Genomic DNA, 14,674 nt, shown 5'->3' with positions numbered 1-14,674 from the left:
TCAACGCAAAAGGCGGTCTTCCGACATTCCGCGCAGGCGACGGCCAAAAATGAAAACGCCCCCGATCAAATCGGAGGCGTTCATTAGGCTTTCGAAGTTGGCGCTCAGCCGCGCTCTTCGATGATCTCAACCAGATGCGGGATCTTGTTGACCATGCCGCGGATCGACGGAGTGTCTTCCAATTCGCGGGTCTTGTGCATCTTGTTCAGGCCCAGACCGATCAGGGTTGCGCGCTGTTCGGCGGGGCGACGGATCGGGGAACCGATCTGCTTGACGACGATGGTTTTTGCCATTGCTCGCTCTCCTTACGCTTCGGCTTCAGCCGGTGCTTCATCCCGCTTGGGCAGGATATCGGCGACCTTCTTGCCACGACGCGCGGCAACCGAACGCGGGCTCTGTTCTTTCTTCAGGCCGTCGATGGTGGCGCGGATCATGTTGTACGGGTTCTGCGAGCCCAGCGACTTGGACACAACGTCCTTCACGCCCAGCATTTCGAACACAGCACGCATCGGACCACCGGCGATGATACCGGTACCTTCCGGCGCGGTGCGCATGACCACTTTACCGGCGCCGTGACGGCCCTCGATGTCGTGGTGCAGGGTCCGGCCTTCGCGCAGCTGCACGCGGATCATCTGACGCTTGGCTTGCTCGGTCGCCTTGCGGATGGCTTCAGGTACTTCTTTCGCTTTACCTTTGCCAAAGCCCACGCGGCCTTTCTGATCGCCAACAACCACCAGAGCGGCGAAGCCAAAGCGCTTACCACCTTTTACGGTTTTCGACACGCGGTTGATTGCGACCAGACGATCGGCAAATTCCGGTGCTTCTTCACGGTCGCGGCCACGGCCCCGACGGTTTTCACGTTCTGCCATTTGGCATCCCTTTTCTCATGTGGCGCTTGGCGCCGTTTTCTTCAATCCAAGTGAGCCTCGGCTAACGCCGAGGCCCCCGGATCATCGGGGCGGATCGAAACCCGCCCACAGGTCTTAGATTTTCAGGCCGCCTTCACGCGCAGCGTCGGCAACTGCCTTCACCTTGCCGTGGAACAGGAAGCCGCCACGATCGAAATAAGCCTCTTCGACGCCGGCCTTCCTGGCCCGCTCGGCGATGGCTGCGCCCACTTTGGTGGCCGCTTCGACGTTGTTCTTGCCAACAACACCCAGATCCTTTTCCAGGGTCGAGGCCGAGGCCAGGGTCACGCCACGTACGTCGTCGATCAGCTGAACGGAGATGTTCTTGTTCGAACGGTGTACGGACAGACGCGGACGACCCGCGTTGACCTTGCGAAGTTTGTTCCGAACGCGCAGGCGGCGCTTCAGAAACAGGGTTCTTTTGCTGTTTGCCATTGTGTTCGTCCTTACTTCTTCTTGCCTTCCTTGCGGAAGATGAACTCGCCCTTGTAGCGGATGCCTTTGCCTTTGTACGGCTCGGGACGGCGCCACTCGCGGATTTTCGCCGCGGTTTCGCCCACCAGCTGCTGGTCGATGCCTTCCACAACGATCTCGGTCTGCTTCGGCGCGGTGATGGTGACACCTTCCGGAGCAACGAAATCAACATCGTGGCTGTAGCCCAGGTTCAGCTTCAGGGTGTTGCCCTGCATCTGAGCACGGTAACCCACGCCCTGGATTTCCAGTTCCTTCTTGAAGCCTTCGGTCACACCGGTCACCAGGTTGGCGACCATGGTGCGGCTCATGCCCCACTGCTGACGCGCACGCTTGGACGAACCACGCGGGTCGATTTTGACCACGTTGTCTTCGACCGTCAGGGTGACGTCATCGGTTGCGGTGAAGCTGCGGGTGCCTTTCGGACCTTTGACTTCGATGGTCTGACCCGACACAGAGGCGGTAACGCCGCTGGGCAGCTCGACCGGTTTCTTACCAATACGAGACATTGCAGACCTCCTTAGAAGACGGTGCAGAGCACTTCGCCGCCAACATTGTTGGAGCGAGCGTTTGCGTCCGACATCACACCTTTCGGAGTGCTGACAATCGACACGCCCAGGCCCTGACGAACCTGCGGGATGTCATTGACGCCCATGTATACGCGACGGCCGGGCTTCGAGACCCGCTTCAGTTCGCGAATGACAGGGGTGCCTTCGTAGTATTTCAGGCTGATTTCCAGAGCCGGATGACCGTTTTCACCGGTCGTCTTTTCATAGCCGCGGATATAGCCTTCGTCCGCAAGCACGTCCAGAACCCAGGCGCGCAGTTTCGACGCCGGAGTGATCACGGTGGACTTGCCGCGCATTTGCGCGTTGCGGATGCGGGTGAGCATATCGCCGATAGGATCGTTCATATCTGTCTCTCCCTTACCAGCTCGATTTCACCATGCCGGGGATCTGACCAGCAGAACCCAGCTCGCGCAGCGCGATACGGCTGACCTTCAGCTTACGGTAGTAAGCGTGGGGACGACCGGTCAGCTGACAACGGTTGTGCAGACGGGTAGCCGAGCTGTTGCGCGGCAGTTTCGCCAGTTTCAGACGCGCTTTGAAGCGCTCTTCCATCGGCTTGCTCTCGTCATTCGCGATCTCTTTCAGAGCCGCACGCTTTTCGGCATACTGTGCCACCAGGCGTGCGCGCTTCTTCTCGCGTTCGATCATTGCTTTTTTAGCCATGTCTCAATCCTCCCGGCGCTTACGCGTTGAACGGCATGTTGAAAGCTTTCAACAGTGCCTTTGCTTCAGCGTCGGTTTTCGCTGTGGTGGCAATTACGATGTCCATGCCCCAGACCTCGTCGACCTTGTCGAAGTCGATTTCCGGGAACACGATGTGCTCTTTCATGCCCATGGCAAAGTTGCCACGGCCATCGAAGGACGGTTTCACACCGCGGAAGTCACGTACGCGAGGCATCGCGATGGTGATCAGACGGTCCAGGAATTCGTACATCCGGTCGCCGCGCAGGGTCACCTTGGCGCCCAGCGGCATGTCTTCACGGACGCGGAAACCCGCGATCGACTTCTTCGCCTTGGTCGAAACGGCCTTCTGACCGGCGATCGCCGTCAGATCCTCGACCGCGGCTTTCGCCTTCTTCGAGTCCTTCACCGCCTCGGCACCACAGCCGATGTTCAGAACGATCTTCTCCAGCTTGGGGATCTGCATATCGTTCTTGTAGCCGAACTCTTCTTTCAGAGCGGCACGGATGGTTTCAGCGTACTGAGCTTTCAGACGCGGGGTGTAGGTTGCAGCATCAAGCATCGATCACGTCCCCCGTGGTCTTGGCGTAACGAACCTTCTTGTCACCTTCCATGCGGAAGCCGACGCGGGTTGCCTTGCCGTTCTTGTCCAGCAGGGCCAGGTTCGACAGGTCGATCGGCAGAGCTTTGGGCAGGCGGCCACCTTGCGACGTTTGCGACTGGCGGGTGTGGCGAATGGCGATGTTCACGCCATCAACGACAGCTTTGCCGGCTTTGGGGTCGACCGAGGTGATAGTCCCCTCTTTGCCCTTGTCCTTGCCGGCCAGCACGACGACCTTGTCGCCTTTGCGGAGTTTAGCAGCCATGATTACAGCACCTCCGGAGCCAGCGAGATGATCTTCATGAAGTTCTTCGCGCGCAGTTCACGAACAACGGGGCCGAAGATACGGGTACCGACGGGCTCGTTGTTGTTGTTCAGGATGACGGCGGCGTTGCGATCGAAGCGGATCGCGGTGCCGTCTTCGCGACGGACTTCTTTGGCGGTGCGCACGACGACGGCCTTGCGGACGTCACCTTTCTTCACGCGGCCGCGCGGGATGGCTTCCTTCACCGAGACGACAATGATGTCGCCGACGGAGGCGTATTTACGCTTGGAACCACCCAGGACCTTGATGCACTGAACTCGGCGGGCGCCGGAGTTGTCAGCGACATCCAGATTGGTCTGCATCTGGATCATGTGGTTTCTCCCGACCTGTGGGGGCTGGTCTTGTTAAATCCCCCAGGGTTTCGACAAATGGAAAAGTCCCGGAGGCTTAGGCCTCCAGAACCTCCCAACGTTTCGTCTTCGATTTCGGCGCGCATTCGATGATGCGTACGGTGTCGCCGACCTTGAAGGCGTTCTTTTCGTCGTGAGCCCGGTATTTCTTGGACTTACGAACGGTTTTCTGCAGCAGAGGGTGCTTGAAACGGCGCTCGACCAGAACGGTGATGGTCTGTTCGTTGGCGTCGCTGGTCACGGTGCCTTGCAGGATACGCTTGGGCATCTGATTACTCCTCGGATGCCGCGGCAGCGGCCTTTTCGTTCAGAATGGTTTTGACGCGGGCAGCATTGCGGCGGGCCGCTTTGATACCAGCAGTGTTTTCCAGCTGACCGGTGGCCTGTTGAAAGCGCAGGTTGAAGCTTTCTTTCTTCAGGTTGGCCAGTTCCTCGCGGAGCTGGTCCGGGGTCTTTTCACGCAGTTCTTGGGCGTTCATCGCCTTTTCCTTTGCTCAAAACACCAGAAGGCCCCGTACACGGGTCACCTTGGACCTGGTGGATGAATGATAGACATGCGAATCGCCCGACAACGCCGGGAGACCGCAGGATGCCGCCGTATAAGGGTTTGATGGGTGGGTGGCAAGGGAAAGTTTTGCAGCCAGAACCGGGCAACCAACCGGTCACGTCAGAACCTGACCACTTGCGCGTTGTCTTCTGTGGAAACGGGTTTGGCCGAAACTCAAAAGACACGTGAAACCCTTGAAGTATCTTTAGCCCGCTGACTTAGGAACGGTGGAAAAAAATGGAACTGGTTGTCCTAATTGGGTTTGCGGCACTTCTAGTTGTTTTAATATCAAGAAAGCCACGCCTTGTCGCCCGTCATAGAGGCCATCAAAAACCTCCGCAAGCCTCCACACGGAAACGCGCAATCCCGCGACAACAGCCGAGTGTTGTTCCCTCCAACCGCGTTCTGACGGGGCGCGCTTATGTGATCGATGGCGACACAATCATTGTCCGTGGAACAAAGATCCGTCTAGCCGGCATTGATGCGCCCGAGCTGGACATGCCATGGGGCCTAAAGGCAAAGTGGACGATGGTCGAAATCTGCAAAGGTCAGGAGATTACCGTCAAGCTGAACGGCGAAACATCCTACAACCGGTTAGTTGGAATTGGATACCTACCCAATGGGCAGGACATCGGCGCGGAGCTGGTCAAAAGGGGGCTTGCGCTGGACCTGCCTTTCTTTTCACAGGGAAGGTATAGGCATCTCGAACCGACCGGCGCCAGAGAACGACTGCGGAATGGGGCTTTCGGTCACGCATCGATTTCGGTTCGCAGGACGACGACAGTCGTCGCCTATCGGCGCAGATCAAACCGGCACAATGCGGGCAGTTGAATACGCCCCTAAGGGTTCACTCCCACTTGTAGTTGAAGCTCACCGAAATCCGTTCTTCTTCGGCCATGTTCATCGGCACCTCGTGGCGCAGCCAGCTTTCCCACAGCAGAACGTCGCCGACCTTCGGCTTCATATAAATGAAGGGCTGTAGTTCGCGTCGGGCGCCCTTGCGGCGCACCGGCGCGGCCATCATGCGGCCCGAGCGGGGGTCTTCAAGCTTCAGCGCGCTGGCGCCTTCCGGCATTGACACATAGGTCGTTCCAGAAATCACACTGTGTGGATGGATGTGGCTGGCATGCATTCCACCCTCGGGCAGGATGTTGATCCAAAGATCCTCCAGCTTCAATTCCCGGTCATCCAGATCAAACTCAAGGTCTTTTGCGAATACAGCCACGTGCTGATCCAACGTCTTCACCAAGTCCTGAAAGATCGGAAACCGCCAGGGCAGATCAGTCAACGAGGCATAGCTGGTGTAACCCGGATAGCCGTTCTTTTCGCACCACTCCTGCCCGGCCTCGTCATCCTCAGCGATGACAAGGCACGAGTTCTCCAGCTCCTCCGGATCGATCCTTGGTTCGAACTCAGACAGAGCGGCGCGGTAGAGACGGGTAACGAAGAGTGATTCAATCTGTGCCATGGGCGTCCATTACCCCATTCGACACCAAGGCGCGATAGAGGAACTTTCTTCGAATCGGGGAAACCCCTGCTGCTGTCACAAGTCAATATAGGGCAACGGGTCGCTGTGATGCGCGATCAGCTTCCACGCTCCACCTTCATGGCGATAGACATTCGTGCCGCGCATCCGGATACCGGCCCCATCGCCCTGCCCCGATGCTTCGGCGACGTGATGCACAGTGGCAAGCGTATCCCCAACCACAACATGCCGGTTCAGCACTTTGATCGACCCGCCCAGATGCGCCCGACCCTGCGCGACCCAATCCTGATCCGTGACTTTCCACCCGACGTGGAACAGATCGGGTGACGGCCCCATATAGATGACATCGTCCGCATGCGACCACAGCGCCTCCATCGGCGCAACGTCACCCGCGAACATTGCGTTCAGTGCGGCAAAGAAGCCGTCGTCAATCTTTTCAATCTCTGACGTCGAAACCATTTGAGGCCCCCTGTTCTAGGCTTTTCTGAAATATCAAAAGCTGAAGCCGAGCCTAACCCAAACCATCCGAAAAACAAAAACCCCGCCGGTCGGCGGGGTTTTCTGAAGTCTTGGCAAGACCGGTTTACCAGTCCTCGCGGACCACCACACGGGTCTTGATCGGCAGCTTCATCGCAGCCAGGCGCAGAGCCTCGCGCGCGATTTCATCGTTGACGCCGTCGATCTCGAACATCACGCGACCGGGCTTCACTTTGGCTGCCCAATAGTCGACCGAGCCTTTACCTTTACCCATACGGACTTCGGTAGGCTTCGAGGTCACGGGAGTATCCGGGAAGATCCGGATCCAGACGCGACCTTGACGCTTCATGTGACGGGTCATGGCACGACGAGCAGCTTCGATCTGGCGTGCGGTGACGCGCTCGGGCTGCAAGGCTTTCAGACCGTAGGTGCCAAAGTTCAGATCAGAGCCGCCCTTGGCTTCGCCCTTGATCCGGCCTTTGTGCATCTTGCGGAATTTTGTACGCTTTGGTTGAAGCATATCTTTCCCTCCTTAGCGACGACCGCCACCAGCACCACGAGGTGCAGGGCCGTCCTGGAGTTCCTGTGCTTTACGGTCACGTGCCTGCGGATCGTGCTCCATGATCTCACCTTTGAAGATCCAGACCTTGATCCCGATGATCCCGTAGGGGGTCATCGCTTCGGCATGTGCGTAATCGATGTCGGCACGCAGGGTGTGCAGAGGCACGCGGCCTTCGCGGTACCATTCGGTCCGTGCGATTTCGGCTCCGCCCAGACGACCAGCGACGTTCACCCGGATACCCAGGGCGCCCATGCGCATGGCATTCTGAACCGACCGCTTCATCGCGCGGCGGAACGAAACGCGGCGCTCCAGCTGCTGAGCGATCGACTCGGCAACCAGCTGCGCGTCGAGTTCCGGCTTGCGCACTTCGACGATGTTCAGGTGCAGTTCGCTGTCGGTCATCTGCGCGATCTTCTTGCGCAGAACTTCGATGTCCGCGCCTTTCTTGCCGATGATGACACCGGGACGCGCGGTGTGGATCGTGACGCGGCACTTCTTGTGCGGACGTTCGATGATCACACGGGCGATGCCGGCTTGCTTGCACTCTTTCTTGATGAACTCACGGATCTTGAGGTCTTCCAGCAGAAGATCACCGTAGTCCTTGGTATCTGCGTACCAACGGCTGTCCCAGGTACGGTTGACCTGAAGGCGCATGCCGATCGGATTGACTTTATGTCCCATTAGGCTTGCTCCTCAACTTGACGCACCTTGATGGTGATCTCCGAGAACGGCTTCATGATCTTGCCGAAACGGCCACGGGCACGCGGACGGCCGCGCTTCATGACCAGGTTCTTACCAACCCATGCTTCGGCGACGATCAGCTCGTCCACGTCCAGGTTGTGGTTGTTTTCGGCGTTCGCGATTGCGGACTGCAGGCACTTCTTGACGTCCTGCGCGACACGCTTGTTCGAGAAAGTCAGGTCGGTCAGAGCCTTCTCGACTTTCTTGCCGCGGATCATTTGCGCAACCAGGTTCAGTTTCTGCGGGCTGGTGCGAAGCATACGGGTTTTTGCCATTGCTTCGTTTTCAGCCACGCGGCGGGGGTTCTTTTCCTTGCCCATGACTTACTTCCGCTTCGCTTTTTTGTCTGCGGCATGGCCATAATAGGTCCGGGTCGGCGAGTATTCACCGAACTTCTGACCGATCATGTCTTCCGAGACGTTTACCGGGATATGCTTCTGGCCGTTGTACACACCAAAGGTCAGACCCACGAACTGGGGCAGAATGGTGGAACGACGCGACCAGATCTTGATGACTTCGTTGCGGCCCGACTCGCGCGCAGCTTCGGCTTTTTTCAGCACGTAAGCGTCGACGAAAGGACCCTTCCAAACAGAGCGAGACATGTCTTAACGCCCTTTCTTCTTGGCGTGCCGCGAGCGGATGATCAGCTTCTGGGACGCTTTGTTCTTGTTGCGGGTACGCTTACCCTTGGTGTCTTTACCCCAAGGCGTAACCGGCGTACGGCCACCCGAGGTCCGGCCTTCACCACCACCGTGGGGGTGATCGATCGGGTTCATGGCAACACCACGGACCGACGGACGCACGCCCTTGTGGCGCATACGACCGGCTTTGCCGAGGTTCTGGTTGCTGTTGTCGGGGTTCGACACGGCACCGACGGTGGCCATGCATTCCTGGCGCACCATGCGCAGCTCGCCCGAGCTCAGACGGATCTGGGCATAGCCGCCATCGCGGCCGACGAACTGGGCGTAGGTGCCCGCTGCACGCGCGATCTGACCGCCCTTGCCGGGCTTCATCTCGATGTTGTGCACGATGGTACCGATCGGCATACCCGAGAACGGCATCGCGTTGCCGGGCTTGATGTCGGCCTTGGCCGAAGCGATGACCTTGTCGCCAACCGCCAGACGCTGCGGCGCCAGGATATAGGCCTGCTCGCCGTCGTCATATTTGATCAGTGCGATGAATGCGGTCCGGTTCGGGTCGTATTCGATCCGCTCGACGGTTGCCGCCACATCCAGTTTGTTCCGTTTGAAGTCAACGATCCGGTAGAGACGCTTTGCGCCACCGCCACGGCGGCGTGAAGTGATCCGTCCGGTGTTGTTCCGGCCGCCCGATTTGGTCAAACCCTCAGTGAGAGACTTGACCGGACGTCCTTTCCAAAGCTCCGAACGGTCGATCAGCACCAGCCCGCGCTGGCCCGGCGTCGTCGGTTTGTACGACTTGAGTGCCATGCTTTCTGTCTTCCGTTTAGCAAGCGCGAGGATCAATCCCCGCTATGTGAGAGGCCCCCGTAGGTGCCCAGGTTATAGGGCCCCGAAGGTCCCCGGTTTCAAATATCAGAGGCCCCGGAACGAATCCGAGGCCGCAAGATTGGGAGCGTGTAGCAGGGTTGGGGGCGGGGGGCAATAGGGTGCAACACACTCTCTTAGTGAGCACTGTCACTTGATACTGAAATCATGTTGGATCAAGGGAGCGAACGTGCGGCGTGCGCCTGACCAGTCAAAGTGAAAAAGCGGGTCCGGTATGCGCCAGTTTTCCCCATAACTCTGGACCAGCAGGGCCGGCGGGTCATGCGGCAGCATAATCTGCCCGTCACTTAATGCTCTGAGCGGAAAGATCGAACTCTCGGGCACGCCGTTGAAAGAGTAGGGGTAGACGCTGAAGCGTCCGTTTTCAGTCCAGGCCGGAAACAGATCAATGTCGATCCCCAACCCATTTCTCACCTTGAATATAGGAGAGCTTCGGGTTGATGGCGTGGCATCCAGACAGCCGCTTTCCAACAGGGCTTTTTGGTACATGGCCCATTTTTCGGGTATGTCTTCAAGCGTGGACTCACCCATGTGCACCGCAAAATCCACGTCATCGTCATGGTCGATCAATCGACCATCGCGCACGTAGCCCAGCAACGCACCAGCGTAAAGGAATATCGATTTTCCGAGTTGGATGACGGGTGCCAACTCAGCTTCGAGCTTCAGGAAAATGTCGCCGGTATTCATTTCCCCGAAGGTTCTGTTATAGCCATGCGGCGTGATGAAATCGGGGTGAAGAGCCTGTTTGACACACTCGAAAAACGCCGCAAACCGCGCTTCCTGCCCCTTGCGCGCATAGCGTCTTTCCATCCGCTTGAGTCTGCCATGCGTTCGCGCGGCCCTTGATCGCCGGTGACAACAAAGCAGAAGATCGATTTCTTCCCAATCGTCAAACAACGCCGGGTTGTTCAAGTCCCGAACAGGATCTTGCAAGGCTTGAACGGCCAGACGGATTTTGCGCGGACGCGGAAGGGCGGACTGTGCTGTTGCATGTTCAAACACAACAGCACGAAGCGACGCCAGCTTTTTGATGATTTCTGTTTCGGTCATAGGCCTTTTTCATAGATTGCCCGGGCGACGATCGCATCCTCTGCCTTGTATTTTGCGAACCCGACTCCTTCGACACCGTATCGTTTGGTAAACTGAAATTGCTTCATTTTTTCGTCCAGCTCCGCGGCGCATAGATAGCGCCGGAAATGCGGCGGTGCTACTTTTGTTGTGTCGCGGTCCGCCAGCGTCCGATACTCGAACGCAACAATGTCCCCCGGCTGGCACCCCTCATGCAGGGCATCGATCAAGGAATCTTCTTCGTCATCAGTGATTGCGTGCAAAAAGAAGCGCGCATAGATACAGACCGCCTTCGCGCGCCGATTGGATAGCACCTGTTGAACCATACCGTCTTTGAGGTTTGTAATTGCAAATTCTAGACCGTCTCCACCCTGTGTCTTTGTGTGTTCTCTGGCTGAGGCAACAGCGACTTCTGATGCGTCCAATCCGGTCACTAGAAACCCGTGTCGCGAAAAGAAAAAACTGTCACGAGCGTTGCCGCACCCGATGTCAACAACATGCGCCTTCCGATCAATTTCGTTGGCCACAAACGCAGCGAACTGCGATGGTAGCGACAACTCCCACGAATCTGCAGAACTCTGATAGAACTGGTTCCAAAAATCGCGGCGGCCGTCCGACCGCGCCTGCTGAGCTGGCTTGGGGATCATTAGTTTTTCTTCTATCGCAAGACTGTTGAACGACACTGGGTCGAAATCTGTCAGACCTCAAACTCAAGTTCAATCGCTTCTTTGCGCATTAGTTTCGGTCACCTTGAAACACAGTCAGTCAACTTAGGTCTAAAATCAAAAAACCCCCGCCTTTCGGCGGGGGCTTTCGTCTCTCTCCAAAGACGGGTCCGATCAGAGACCGGTGGTCACGTCGATGGTGTTGCCCTCTTCCAGGGTCACATAGGCCTTTTTGACGTCTTTCCGCTTGCCCAGCTGGCCGCGGAACCGCTTGACCTTGCCTTTGGTCACGGTGGTGTTCACCGCCTTGACCTTCACACCAAACAGCGCCTCGACGGCCTCTTTGATCTGCGGCTTGTTGCTGTCGATCGCGACCTCGAAGACAACCGCGCCGTTTTCGGACGCCATGGTCGTTTTCTCGGTGATGATCGGCTTGCGGATCACGTCGTAGTGTTCTGCCTTCGCGCTCATTTCAGTCGAGCCTCCAGTGCTTCGACACCCGCCTTGGTGAGCACCAGGGTGTCACGCTTGAGGATGTCATAGACGTTTGCGCCCATCGACGGCAGGATATCCAGACCTTCGATGTTGCGGGCTGCGCGGGCGAACCCTTCGTTCACGGTGGCGCCGTCGATGACCAGAGCGCGCTTCCAGCCCAGGTTTGCAACCTGTTTGGCCAGTGCGGCGGTCTTGCCTTCGGCTTCGGCACTTTCGATCACGACCAGCTCACCGGCTTTGGCCTTGGCCGACAGTGCGTGGCGCAGGCCCAGCTTGCGGAACTTCTTCGGCAGGTCGTGGCCGTGCGAACGCGGGGTCGGACCCTTGTAGATGCCACCCTTGCGGAAGATCGGCGCGTTGCGGTCACCGTGACGTGCGCCACCGGTGCCCTTCTGGCGGTAGATCTTCTTGGTCGAGTAGCTGGTTTCCGAGCGGGTCTTCACCTTGTGGGTGCCAGCCTGCGCGTTGTTGCGCTGCCAACGGACCACACGGTGCAGGATGTCCGCGCGCGGCTCCAGGCCGAACAGGTCCGCATCCAGCTCGATGTTTCCGGCTTTCTTGCCGTCCAGTTTGATTACATCAAGTTTCATGCTTCACCACCTTCCGCGGGTGCTTCTTCCGCAGGTGCTTCGGTTGCAGCCGATTTCACAGCAGCCGGGAATGGCAGGCCTTCCGGTGCTTTCTTCTTGACGGCGTCCTTGACGGTAACCCAGCCCGATTTCGGTCCGGGAACGGCGCCTTTGATGAAGACCAGACCACGGTCGGCGTCGGTTTTGACGACCTCGAGGTTCTGGGTGGTAACACGGGCAGCACCCATGTGACCGGCCATCTTCTTGCCTTTGAACACCTTGCCCGGGTCCTGACACTGACCGGTCGAACCGTGCGAACGGTGGCTGATCGAAACACCGTGCGAGGCGCGCAGACCACCGAAGTTGTGGCGCTTCATTGCACCGGCAAAACCTTTACCGATCGAGGTGCCCGAAACGTCAACTTTCTGACCGGCCAGGAAGTGATCTGCCGAGATCTCCGCGCCCACTTCGATCAGCGCGTCTTCCGACACGCGGAACTCGGCCAGCTTGCGCTTGGGCTCGACCTTGGCGGCGGCGAAGTGGCCGCGCATGGCCTTCGAGGTGCGTTTTGCCTTGGCAGCACCGGCTCCCAGCTGAACGGCGGTGTAGCCGTCTTTGTCAGCGGTGCGCTGTGCAACGACCTGCAGGTTGTCCAGGTGAAGAACGGTCACAGGGATCTGCTTGCCGTCTTCCATGAACAGGCGGGTCATGCCGACTTTTTTTGCGATAATACCAGAGCGCATCATCAATACCCTCCGATCTTACGACTGCAGCTTGATCTCGACGTCCACACCAGCAGCCAGGTCGAGCTTCATCAGCGCGTCCACGGTCTGGGGGGTCGGATCTACGATGTCCAAGAGACGCTTGTGCGTACGGATCTCGAACTGATCGCGGGATTTCTTGTCAACGTGAGGGCCACGGAGAACCGTGAACTTCTCGATCTTGTTCGGCAGCGGGATCGGGCCGCGCACGTTCGCACCGGTCCGCTTTGCAGTGTTGACGATCTCTTGCGTGCTGGCATCCAGGACGCGATAGTCAAATGCCTTCAGCCGAATACGGATGTTTTGGCTTTGCATATTAACAGCCTTTTTTCAGGCGTTGGAGTTGAGAGGAGGACGGGCGCTCATCGCCAACCCTCATCGAACCCAAAAGGCGGGAATCACCCCGCCTTCGCGTTCTCACCGAGAACTCGCGCGGTTTAGTGGGGTTGGCGCTGTTTGGCAAGGGGGAAATGCCACCAAGTCCCAAATGCGGATTGTCCAACGAGCGTTGAGCCGCCGCGCTGAATCTTGAAGACCCTACCCGGCTTCAGGATCGTTTTGGGATTGCCCCAATTCCGCCAGCTCTGTCCAGACCGCATCCGGGATAGACCAGTCGGCCCATTCGAATGTCTGGTCCACGTGCTGCGGCCATGTCGCGCCGCAGATTATCGAAGCTATATCTGCGTTTTTGACCGAGAATTGCAACGCTAGCGCCCCCAACGGGACATCGTAGCGGGAACAGAGACTCTCGACAGCACGAACCGGGCCCAGAACAGCTTCGGTTGCAGGCCGATATACGTAGAAATGATGAGCGGAACTTCCCTTGGCCAATATTCCTCCGGAATAGGGCGCCGCATTCAGAACGGTCACTCCCTTGGAACGCGCAAGTTCAATCAACGGAGCGGAATTCATGTTGACGACTGTATGCCTGTTGTGCGTCAGAAGGACGTCGAACTCACGATCGCGTAGCATAGGCATCAGGACGTCAATTCGACCACCGGCAAGCCCCACAGCTTTGGCCAAGCCCTCTTCCTTCATCCGAAACAGCTCATCAAGCGCGCCGCCCGTGCCGGTCACTTCGGAAAGATCTGCGGCGTATTCAGGGTCATGAAGGTGAAGAACGTCCACCTGGTCGACGCCAAGGGCTTCAAGGCTTGCTTCAAGCGACCTTCGCGCTTGTGTCGCATCAAACCTGTTGCTCTCCATGTCGCGGTCCAGTTTCGTGGACAGAACCCGGCCCTCGGGCCACCCGCCCAGCTCACGAATGACTTGCCCGATACGTTCTTCGCTTCGGCCCAACGCATACCCGCGCGCTGTATCAATGAAGCCATCCGGACGTTGGAGAATTGTCCTGATGGTATCCAGTGCACGGCTTTCGTCTACTTCGTATCCATATATCTGTGGAATGCTTCCCAGCCCTGTTGAACCGAACCCTATTTGCGGCAACCTGACCCCAGTCCGGCCGATCTCAACATGCTTGGTCATCCCATTATCCTCCCCTACAGGACATTTCTGACTGCAATTGTGTCGAGGGGCGCCACTCAACGCAAGCTTGGCGTATTCGCGTGCGACACCAAGATGTGTGCAACCAATGTTTTGGGGACTTAACGAAAAAGGCCGCCCCGGATTGGGACGGCCTTCTTTGGTTTCTCACCGAGTTGCTTTCGGCTGGCTTCGCTTTGGGAAACCACCTGCCGCAACCGGGCGCGACAGGCGCGCCTTACTCGATGATTTTGGACACGACGCCTGCGCCGACGGTGCGGCCGCCTTCGCGGATGGCGAAGCGCAGACCGTTTTCCATGGCGATCGGGGCGATCAGCTCGACGCCGAACGACACGTTGTCGCCGGGCATGACCATCTCGGTGCCTTCGG

General features: G+C 58.0%; 27 protein-coding genes. 1 reads left to right on the top strand and 26 read right to left on the bottom strand.

The genetic code is table 11. The features are described from left to right. Nucleotides 1-104 precede the first annotated feature (104 nt). The 11 genes from rpmD to rpmC form a co-directional block, all read right to left on the bottom strand. A complete protein-coding gene (gene rpmD, locus ACR0MM_RS17290) occupies nt 105-293 on the bottom strand; it encodes a 50S ribosomal protein L30 (RefSeq protein ID WP_093965366.1) in 189 nt (62 codons plus the stop codon). Between the two features lie 12 nt (nt 294-305). After that, nucleotides 306-869, bottom strand: coding sequence for a 30S ribosomal protein S5 (rpsE, locus tag ACR0MM_RS17285; RefSeq protein ID WP_093965365.1), 564 nt, complete (start codon nt 867-869; stop codon nt 306-308). A 114-nt stretch (nt 870-983) separates the two neighbouring features. Next, nucleotides 984-1,343, bottom strand: coding sequence for a 50S ribosomal protein L18 (gene rplR, locus ACR0MM_RS17280; protein WP_170366431.1), 360 nt, complete (start codon nt 1,341-1,343; stop codon nt 984-986). A gap of 11 nt (nt 1,344-1,354) precedes the next feature. Beyond that, nucleotides 1,355-1,888, bottom strand: coding sequence for a 50S ribosomal protein L6 (gene rplF, locus ACR0MM_RS17275; RefSeq protein ID WP_093965363.1), 534 nt, complete (start codon nt 1,886-1,888; stop codon nt 1,355-1,357). Nucleotides 1,889-1,899: 11 nt separating this feature from the next. Next, nucleotides 1,900-2,292 (bottom strand): 30S ribosomal protein S8, encoded by a 393-nt coding sequence (gene rpsH, locus ACR0MM_RS17270; RefSeq protein WP_093965361.1) that lies wholly within the window; start codon nt 2,290-2,292, stop codon nt 1,900-1,902. A gap of 13 nt (nt 2,293-2,305) precedes the next feature. Beyond that, nucleotides 2,306-2,611, bottom strand: a complete 306-nt coding sequence (gene rpsN, locus ACR0MM_RS17265) for a 30S ribosomal protein S14 (RefSeq protein ID WP_093965360.1) — start codon at nt 2,609-2,611, stop codon at nt 2,306-2,308. 19 nt (nt 2,612-2,630) lie between these two features. Beyond that, a complete protein-coding gene (gene rplE / locus ACR0MM_RS17260) occupies nt 2,631-3,191 on the bottom strand; it encodes a 50S ribosomal protein L5 (RefSeq protein WP_093965358.1) in 561 nt (186 codons plus the stop codon). Beyond that, the gene (gene rplX, locus ACR0MM_RS17255) at nt 3,184-3,495 is read right to left on the bottom strand and encodes a 50S ribosomal protein L24 (protein WP_093965356.1); all 312 of its coding nucleotides are present in this window, start codon (nt 3,493-3,495) and stop codon (nt 3,184-3,186) included. The genes rplE and rplX overlap by 8 nt, the downstream gene beginning before the upstream one ends. 2 nt (nt 3,496-3,497) lie before the next feature. Next, nucleotides 3,498-3,866, bottom strand: coding sequence for a 50S ribosomal protein L14 (gene rplN / locus ACR0MM_RS17250; RefSeq protein WP_005621870.1), 369 nt, complete (start codon nt 3,864-3,866; stop codon nt 3,498-3,500). A gap of 76 nt (nt 3,867-3,942) precedes the next feature. Continuing rightward, the gene (gene rpsQ, locus ACR0MM_RS17245; protein ID WP_170342963.1) at nt 3,943-4,173 is read right to left on the bottom strand and encodes a 30S ribosomal protein S17; all 231 of its coding nucleotides are present in this window, start codon (nt 4,171-4,173) and stop codon (nt 3,943-3,945) included. A gap of 4 nt (nt 4,174-4,177) precedes the next feature. Beyond that, nucleotides 4,178-4,384 carry a 50S ribosomal protein L29 gene (rpmC, locus tag ACR0MM_RS17240; RefSeq protein ID WP_093965352.1) on the bottom strand — a complete coding sequence of 69 codons (207 nt, stop codon included), beginning with the start codon at nt 4,382-4,384 and terminating at the stop codon, nt 4,178-4,180. 305 nt (nt 4,385-4,689) lie between these two features. On the opposite strand from rpmC, the gene ACR0MM_RS17235 reads away from it, so the two are divergent. Next, a complete protein-coding gene (locus ACR0MM_RS17235; RefSeq protein ID WP_480697560.1) occupies nt 4,690-5,283 on the top strand; it encodes a thermonuclease family protein in 594 nt (197 codons plus the stop codon). 16 nt (nt 5,284-5,299) lie between these two features. Here the strand turns inward: ACR0MM_RS17235 and ACR0MM_RS17230 are convergent, their stop codons facing one another. The 15 genes from ACR0MM_RS17230 to ACR0MM_RS17160 form a co-directional block, all read right to left on the bottom strand. Further along, on the bottom strand, nt 5,300-5,920 hold the full coding sequence (locus ACR0MM_RS17230; RefSeq protein WP_480697558.1) for a 2OG-Fe(II) oxygenase family protein: 621 nt from the start codon (nt 5,918-5,920) through the stop codon (nt 5,300-5,302). Between the two features lie 75 nt (nt 5,921-5,995). Next, complete coding sequence (locus ACR0MM_RS17225) at nt 5,996-6,397, bottom strand: YybH family protein (RefSeq protein ID WP_170457666.1); 402 nt, start codon at nt 6,395-6,397, stop codon at nt 5,996-5,998. 124 nt (nt 6,398-6,521) lie between these two features. Continuing rightward, nucleotides 6,522-6,935 carry a 50S ribosomal protein L16 gene (rplP, locus tag ACR0MM_RS17220; RefSeq protein WP_005980704.1) on the bottom strand — a complete coding sequence of 138 codons (414 nt, stop codon included), beginning with the start codon at nt 6,933-6,935 and terminating at the stop codon, nt 6,522-6,524. Between the two features lie 12 nt (nt 6,936-6,947). Next, nucleotides 6,948-7,658: a 30S ribosomal protein S3 gene (rpsC, locus tag ACR0MM_RS17215; protein WP_093965346.1), complete on the bottom strand. Its 711-nt coding sequence runs from the start codon at nt 7,656-7,658 to the stop codon at nt 6,948-6,950. Further along, on the bottom strand, nt 7,658-8,038 hold the full coding sequence (rplV, locus tag ACR0MM_RS17210; RefSeq protein ID WP_039538267.1) for a 50S ribosomal protein L22: 381 nt from the start codon (nt 8,036-8,038) through the stop codon (nt 7,658-7,660). Before rplV ends, rpsC begins: the two co-directional genes overlap by 1 nt. A gap of 3 nt (nt 8,039-8,041) precedes the next feature. Then, nucleotides 8,042-8,320: a 30S ribosomal protein S19 gene (gene rpsS, locus ACR0MM_RS17205; RefSeq protein ID WP_005980699.1), complete on the bottom strand. Its 279-nt coding sequence runs from the start codon at nt 8,318-8,320 to the stop codon at nt 8,042-8,044. Between the two features lie 3 nt (nt 8,321-8,323). Next, nucleotides 8,324-9,166, bottom strand: a complete 843-nt coding sequence (rplB, locus tag ACR0MM_RS17200) for a 50S ribosomal protein L2 (protein ID WP_093965344.1) — start codon at nt 9,164-9,166, stop codon at nt 8,324-8,326. A gap of 207 nt (nt 9,167-9,373) precedes the next feature. After that, nucleotides 9,374-10,294, bottom strand: a complete 921-nt coding sequence (locus tag ACR0MM_RS17195) for a hypothetical protein (protein ID WP_480697556.1) — start codon at nt 10,292-10,294, stop codon at nt 9,374-9,376. Further along, nucleotides 10,291-10,959, bottom strand: coding sequence for a class I SAM-dependent methyltransferase (locus ACR0MM_RS17190; RefSeq protein ID WP_480697554.1), 669 nt, complete (start codon nt 10,957-10,959; stop codon nt 10,291-10,293). The genes ACR0MM_RS17195 and ACR0MM_RS17190 overlap by 4 nt, the downstream gene beginning before the upstream one ends. Before the next feature lie 192 nt (nt 10,960-11,151). Continuing rightward, complete coding sequence (locus tag ACR0MM_RS17185) at nt 11,152-11,448, bottom strand: 50S ribosomal protein L23 (protein WP_093965341.1); 297 nt, start codon at nt 11,446-11,448, stop codon at nt 11,152-11,154. After that, a complete protein-coding gene (gene rplD / locus ACR0MM_RS17180; protein WP_170342972.1) occupies nt 11,445-12,062 on the bottom strand; it encodes a 50S ribosomal protein L4 in 618 nt (205 codons plus the stop codon). The genes ACR0MM_RS17185 and rplD overlap by 4 nt, the downstream gene beginning before the upstream one ends. Continuing rightward, nucleotides 12,059-12,784, bottom strand: coding sequence for a 50S ribosomal protein L3 (rplC, locus tag ACR0MM_RS17175; protein WP_170343454.1), 726 nt, complete (start codon nt 12,782-12,784; stop codon nt 12,059-12,061). The genes rplD and rplC overlap by 4 nt, the downstream gene beginning before the upstream one ends. 18 nt (nt 12,785-12,802) lie before the next feature. Next, complete coding sequence (gene rpsJ / locus ACR0MM_RS17170; protein ID WP_008756422.1) at nt 12,803-13,117, bottom strand: 30S ribosomal protein S10; 315 nt, start codon at nt 13,115-13,117, stop codon at nt 12,803-12,805. A 222-nt stretch (nt 13,118-13,339) separates the two neighbouring features. Continuing rightward, nucleotides 13,340-14,287: an aldo/keto reductase gene (locus tag ACR0MM_RS17165; protein WP_480697552.1), complete on the bottom strand. Its 948-nt coding sequence runs from the start codon at nt 14,285-14,287 to the stop codon at nt 13,340-13,342. A 235-nt stretch (nt 14,288-14,522) separates the two neighbouring features. Then, a partial coding sequence (locus ACR0MM_RS17160; RefSeq protein ID WP_480696004.1) for an EF-Tu C-terminal domain-related protein occupies nt 14,523-14,674 on the bottom strand: 152 nt, incomplete at its 5' end.

The sequence above is a fragment of the Ruegeria sp. BC6 genome (genome assembly GCF_056539185.1).
This window is presented reverse-complemented; position numbering and strand designations above follow the sequence as displayed.

Excerpts from the sequence above, each read along its gene's own strand:
- rplX (WP_093965356.1), bottom strand. The coding sequence starts at position 3,495 with ATGGCTGCTAAACTCCGCAAAGGCGACAAGGTCGTCGTGCTGGCCGGC.
- ACR0MM_RS17190 (WP_480697554.1), bottom strand. The coding sequence starts at position 10,959 with ATGATCCCCAAGCCAGCTCAGCAGGCGCGGTCGGACGGCCGCCGCGAT.
- rpsE (WP_093965365.1), bottom strand. The coding sequence starts at position 869 with ATGGCAGAACGTGAAAACCGTCGGGGCCGTGGCCGCGACCGTGAAGAA.
- rplD (WP_170342972.1), bottom strand. The coding sequence starts at position 12,062 with ATGAAACTTGATGTAATCAAACTGGACGGCAAGAAAGCCGGAAACATC.
- rplF (WP_093965363.1), bottom strand. The coding sequence starts at position 1,888 with ATGTCTCGTATTGGTAAGAAACCGGTCGAGCTGCCCAGCGGCGTTACC.
- rplE (WP_093965358.1), bottom strand. The coding sequence starts at position 3,191 with ATGCTTGATGCTGCAACCTACACCCCGCGTCTGAAAGCTCAGTACGCT.
- rpsN (WP_093965360.1), bottom strand. The coding sequence starts at position 2,611 with ATGGCTAAAAAAGCAATGATCGAACGCGAGAAGAAGCGCGCACGCCTG.
- rplN (WP_005621870.1), bottom strand. The coding sequence starts at position 3,866 with ATGATCCAGATGCAGACCAATCTGGATGTCGCTGACAACTCCGGCGCC.
- ACR0MM_RS17165 (WP_480697552.1), bottom strand. The coding sequence starts at position 14,287 with ATGACCAAGCATGTTGAGATCGGCCGGACTGGGGTCAGGTTGCCGCAA.
- ACR0MM_RS17225 (WP_170457666.1), bottom strand. The coding sequence starts at position 6,397 with ATGGTTTCGACGTCAGAGATTGAAAAGATTGACGACGGCTTCTTTGCC.
- rplP (WP_005980704.1), bottom strand. The coding sequence starts at position 6,935 with ATGCTTCAACCAAAGCGTACAAAATTCCGCAAGATGCACAAAGGCCGG.
- rplB (WP_093965344.1), bottom strand. The coding sequence starts at position 9,166 with ATGGCACTCAAGTCGTACAAACCGACGACGCCGGGCCAGCGCGGGCTG.
- rplR (WP_170366431.1), bottom strand. The coding sequence starts at position 1,343 with ATGGCAAACAGCAAAAGAACCCTGTTTCTGAAGCGCCGCCTGCGCGTT.
- rpsS (WP_005980699.1), bottom strand. The coding sequence starts at position 8,320 with ATGTCTCGCTCTGTTTGGAAGGGTCCTTTCGTCGACGCTTACGTGCTG.
- rplC (WP_170343454.1), bottom strand. The coding sequence starts at position 12,784 with ATGCGCTCTGGTATTATCGCAAAAAAAGTCGGCATGACCCGCCTGTTC.
- rpmD (WP_093965366.1), bottom strand. The coding sequence starts at position 293 with ATGGCAAAAACCATCGTCGTCAAGCAGATCGGTTCCCCGATCCGTCGC.
- ACR0MM_RS17195 (WP_480697556.1), bottom strand. The coding sequence starts at position 10,294 with ATGACCGAAACAGAAATCATCAAAAAGCTGGCGTCGCTTCGTGCTGTT.
- rpsH (WP_093965361.1), bottom strand. The coding sequence starts at position 2,292 with ATGAACGATCCTATCGGCGATATGCTCACCCGCATCCGCAACGCGCAA.
- rpsQ (WP_170342963.1), bottom strand. The coding sequence starts at position 4,173 with ATGCCCAAGCGTATCCTGCAAGGCACCGTGACCAGCGACGCCAACGAA.
- rpmC (WP_093965352.1), bottom strand. The coding sequence starts at position 4,384 with ATGAACGCCCAAGAACTGCGTGAAAAGACCCCGGACCAGCTCCGCGAG.
- ACR0MM_RS17230 (WP_480697558.1), bottom strand. The coding sequence starts at position 5,920 with ATGGCACAGATTGAATCACTCTTCGTTACCCGTCTCTACCGCGCCGCT.
- rplV (WP_039538267.1), bottom strand. The coding sequence starts at position 8,038 with ATGGGCAAGGAAAAGAACCCCCGCCGCGTGGCTGAAAACGAAGCAATG.
- ACR0MM_RS17235 (WP_480697560.1), top strand. The coding sequence starts at position 4,690 with ATGGAACTGGTTGTCCTAATTGGGTTTGCGGCACTTCTAGTTGTTTTA.
- ACR0MM_RS17185 (WP_093965341.1), bottom strand. The coding sequence starts at position 11,448 with ATGAGCGCGAAGGCAGAACACTACGACGTGATCCGCAAGCCGATCATC.
- rpsC (WP_093965346.1), bottom strand. The coding sequence starts at position 7,658 with ATGGGACATAAAGTCAATCCGATCGGCATGCGCCTTCAGGTCAACCGT.
- rpsJ (WP_008756422.1), bottom strand. The coding sequence starts at position 13,117 with ATGCAAAGCCAAAACATCCGTATTCGGCTGAAGGCATTTGACTATCGC.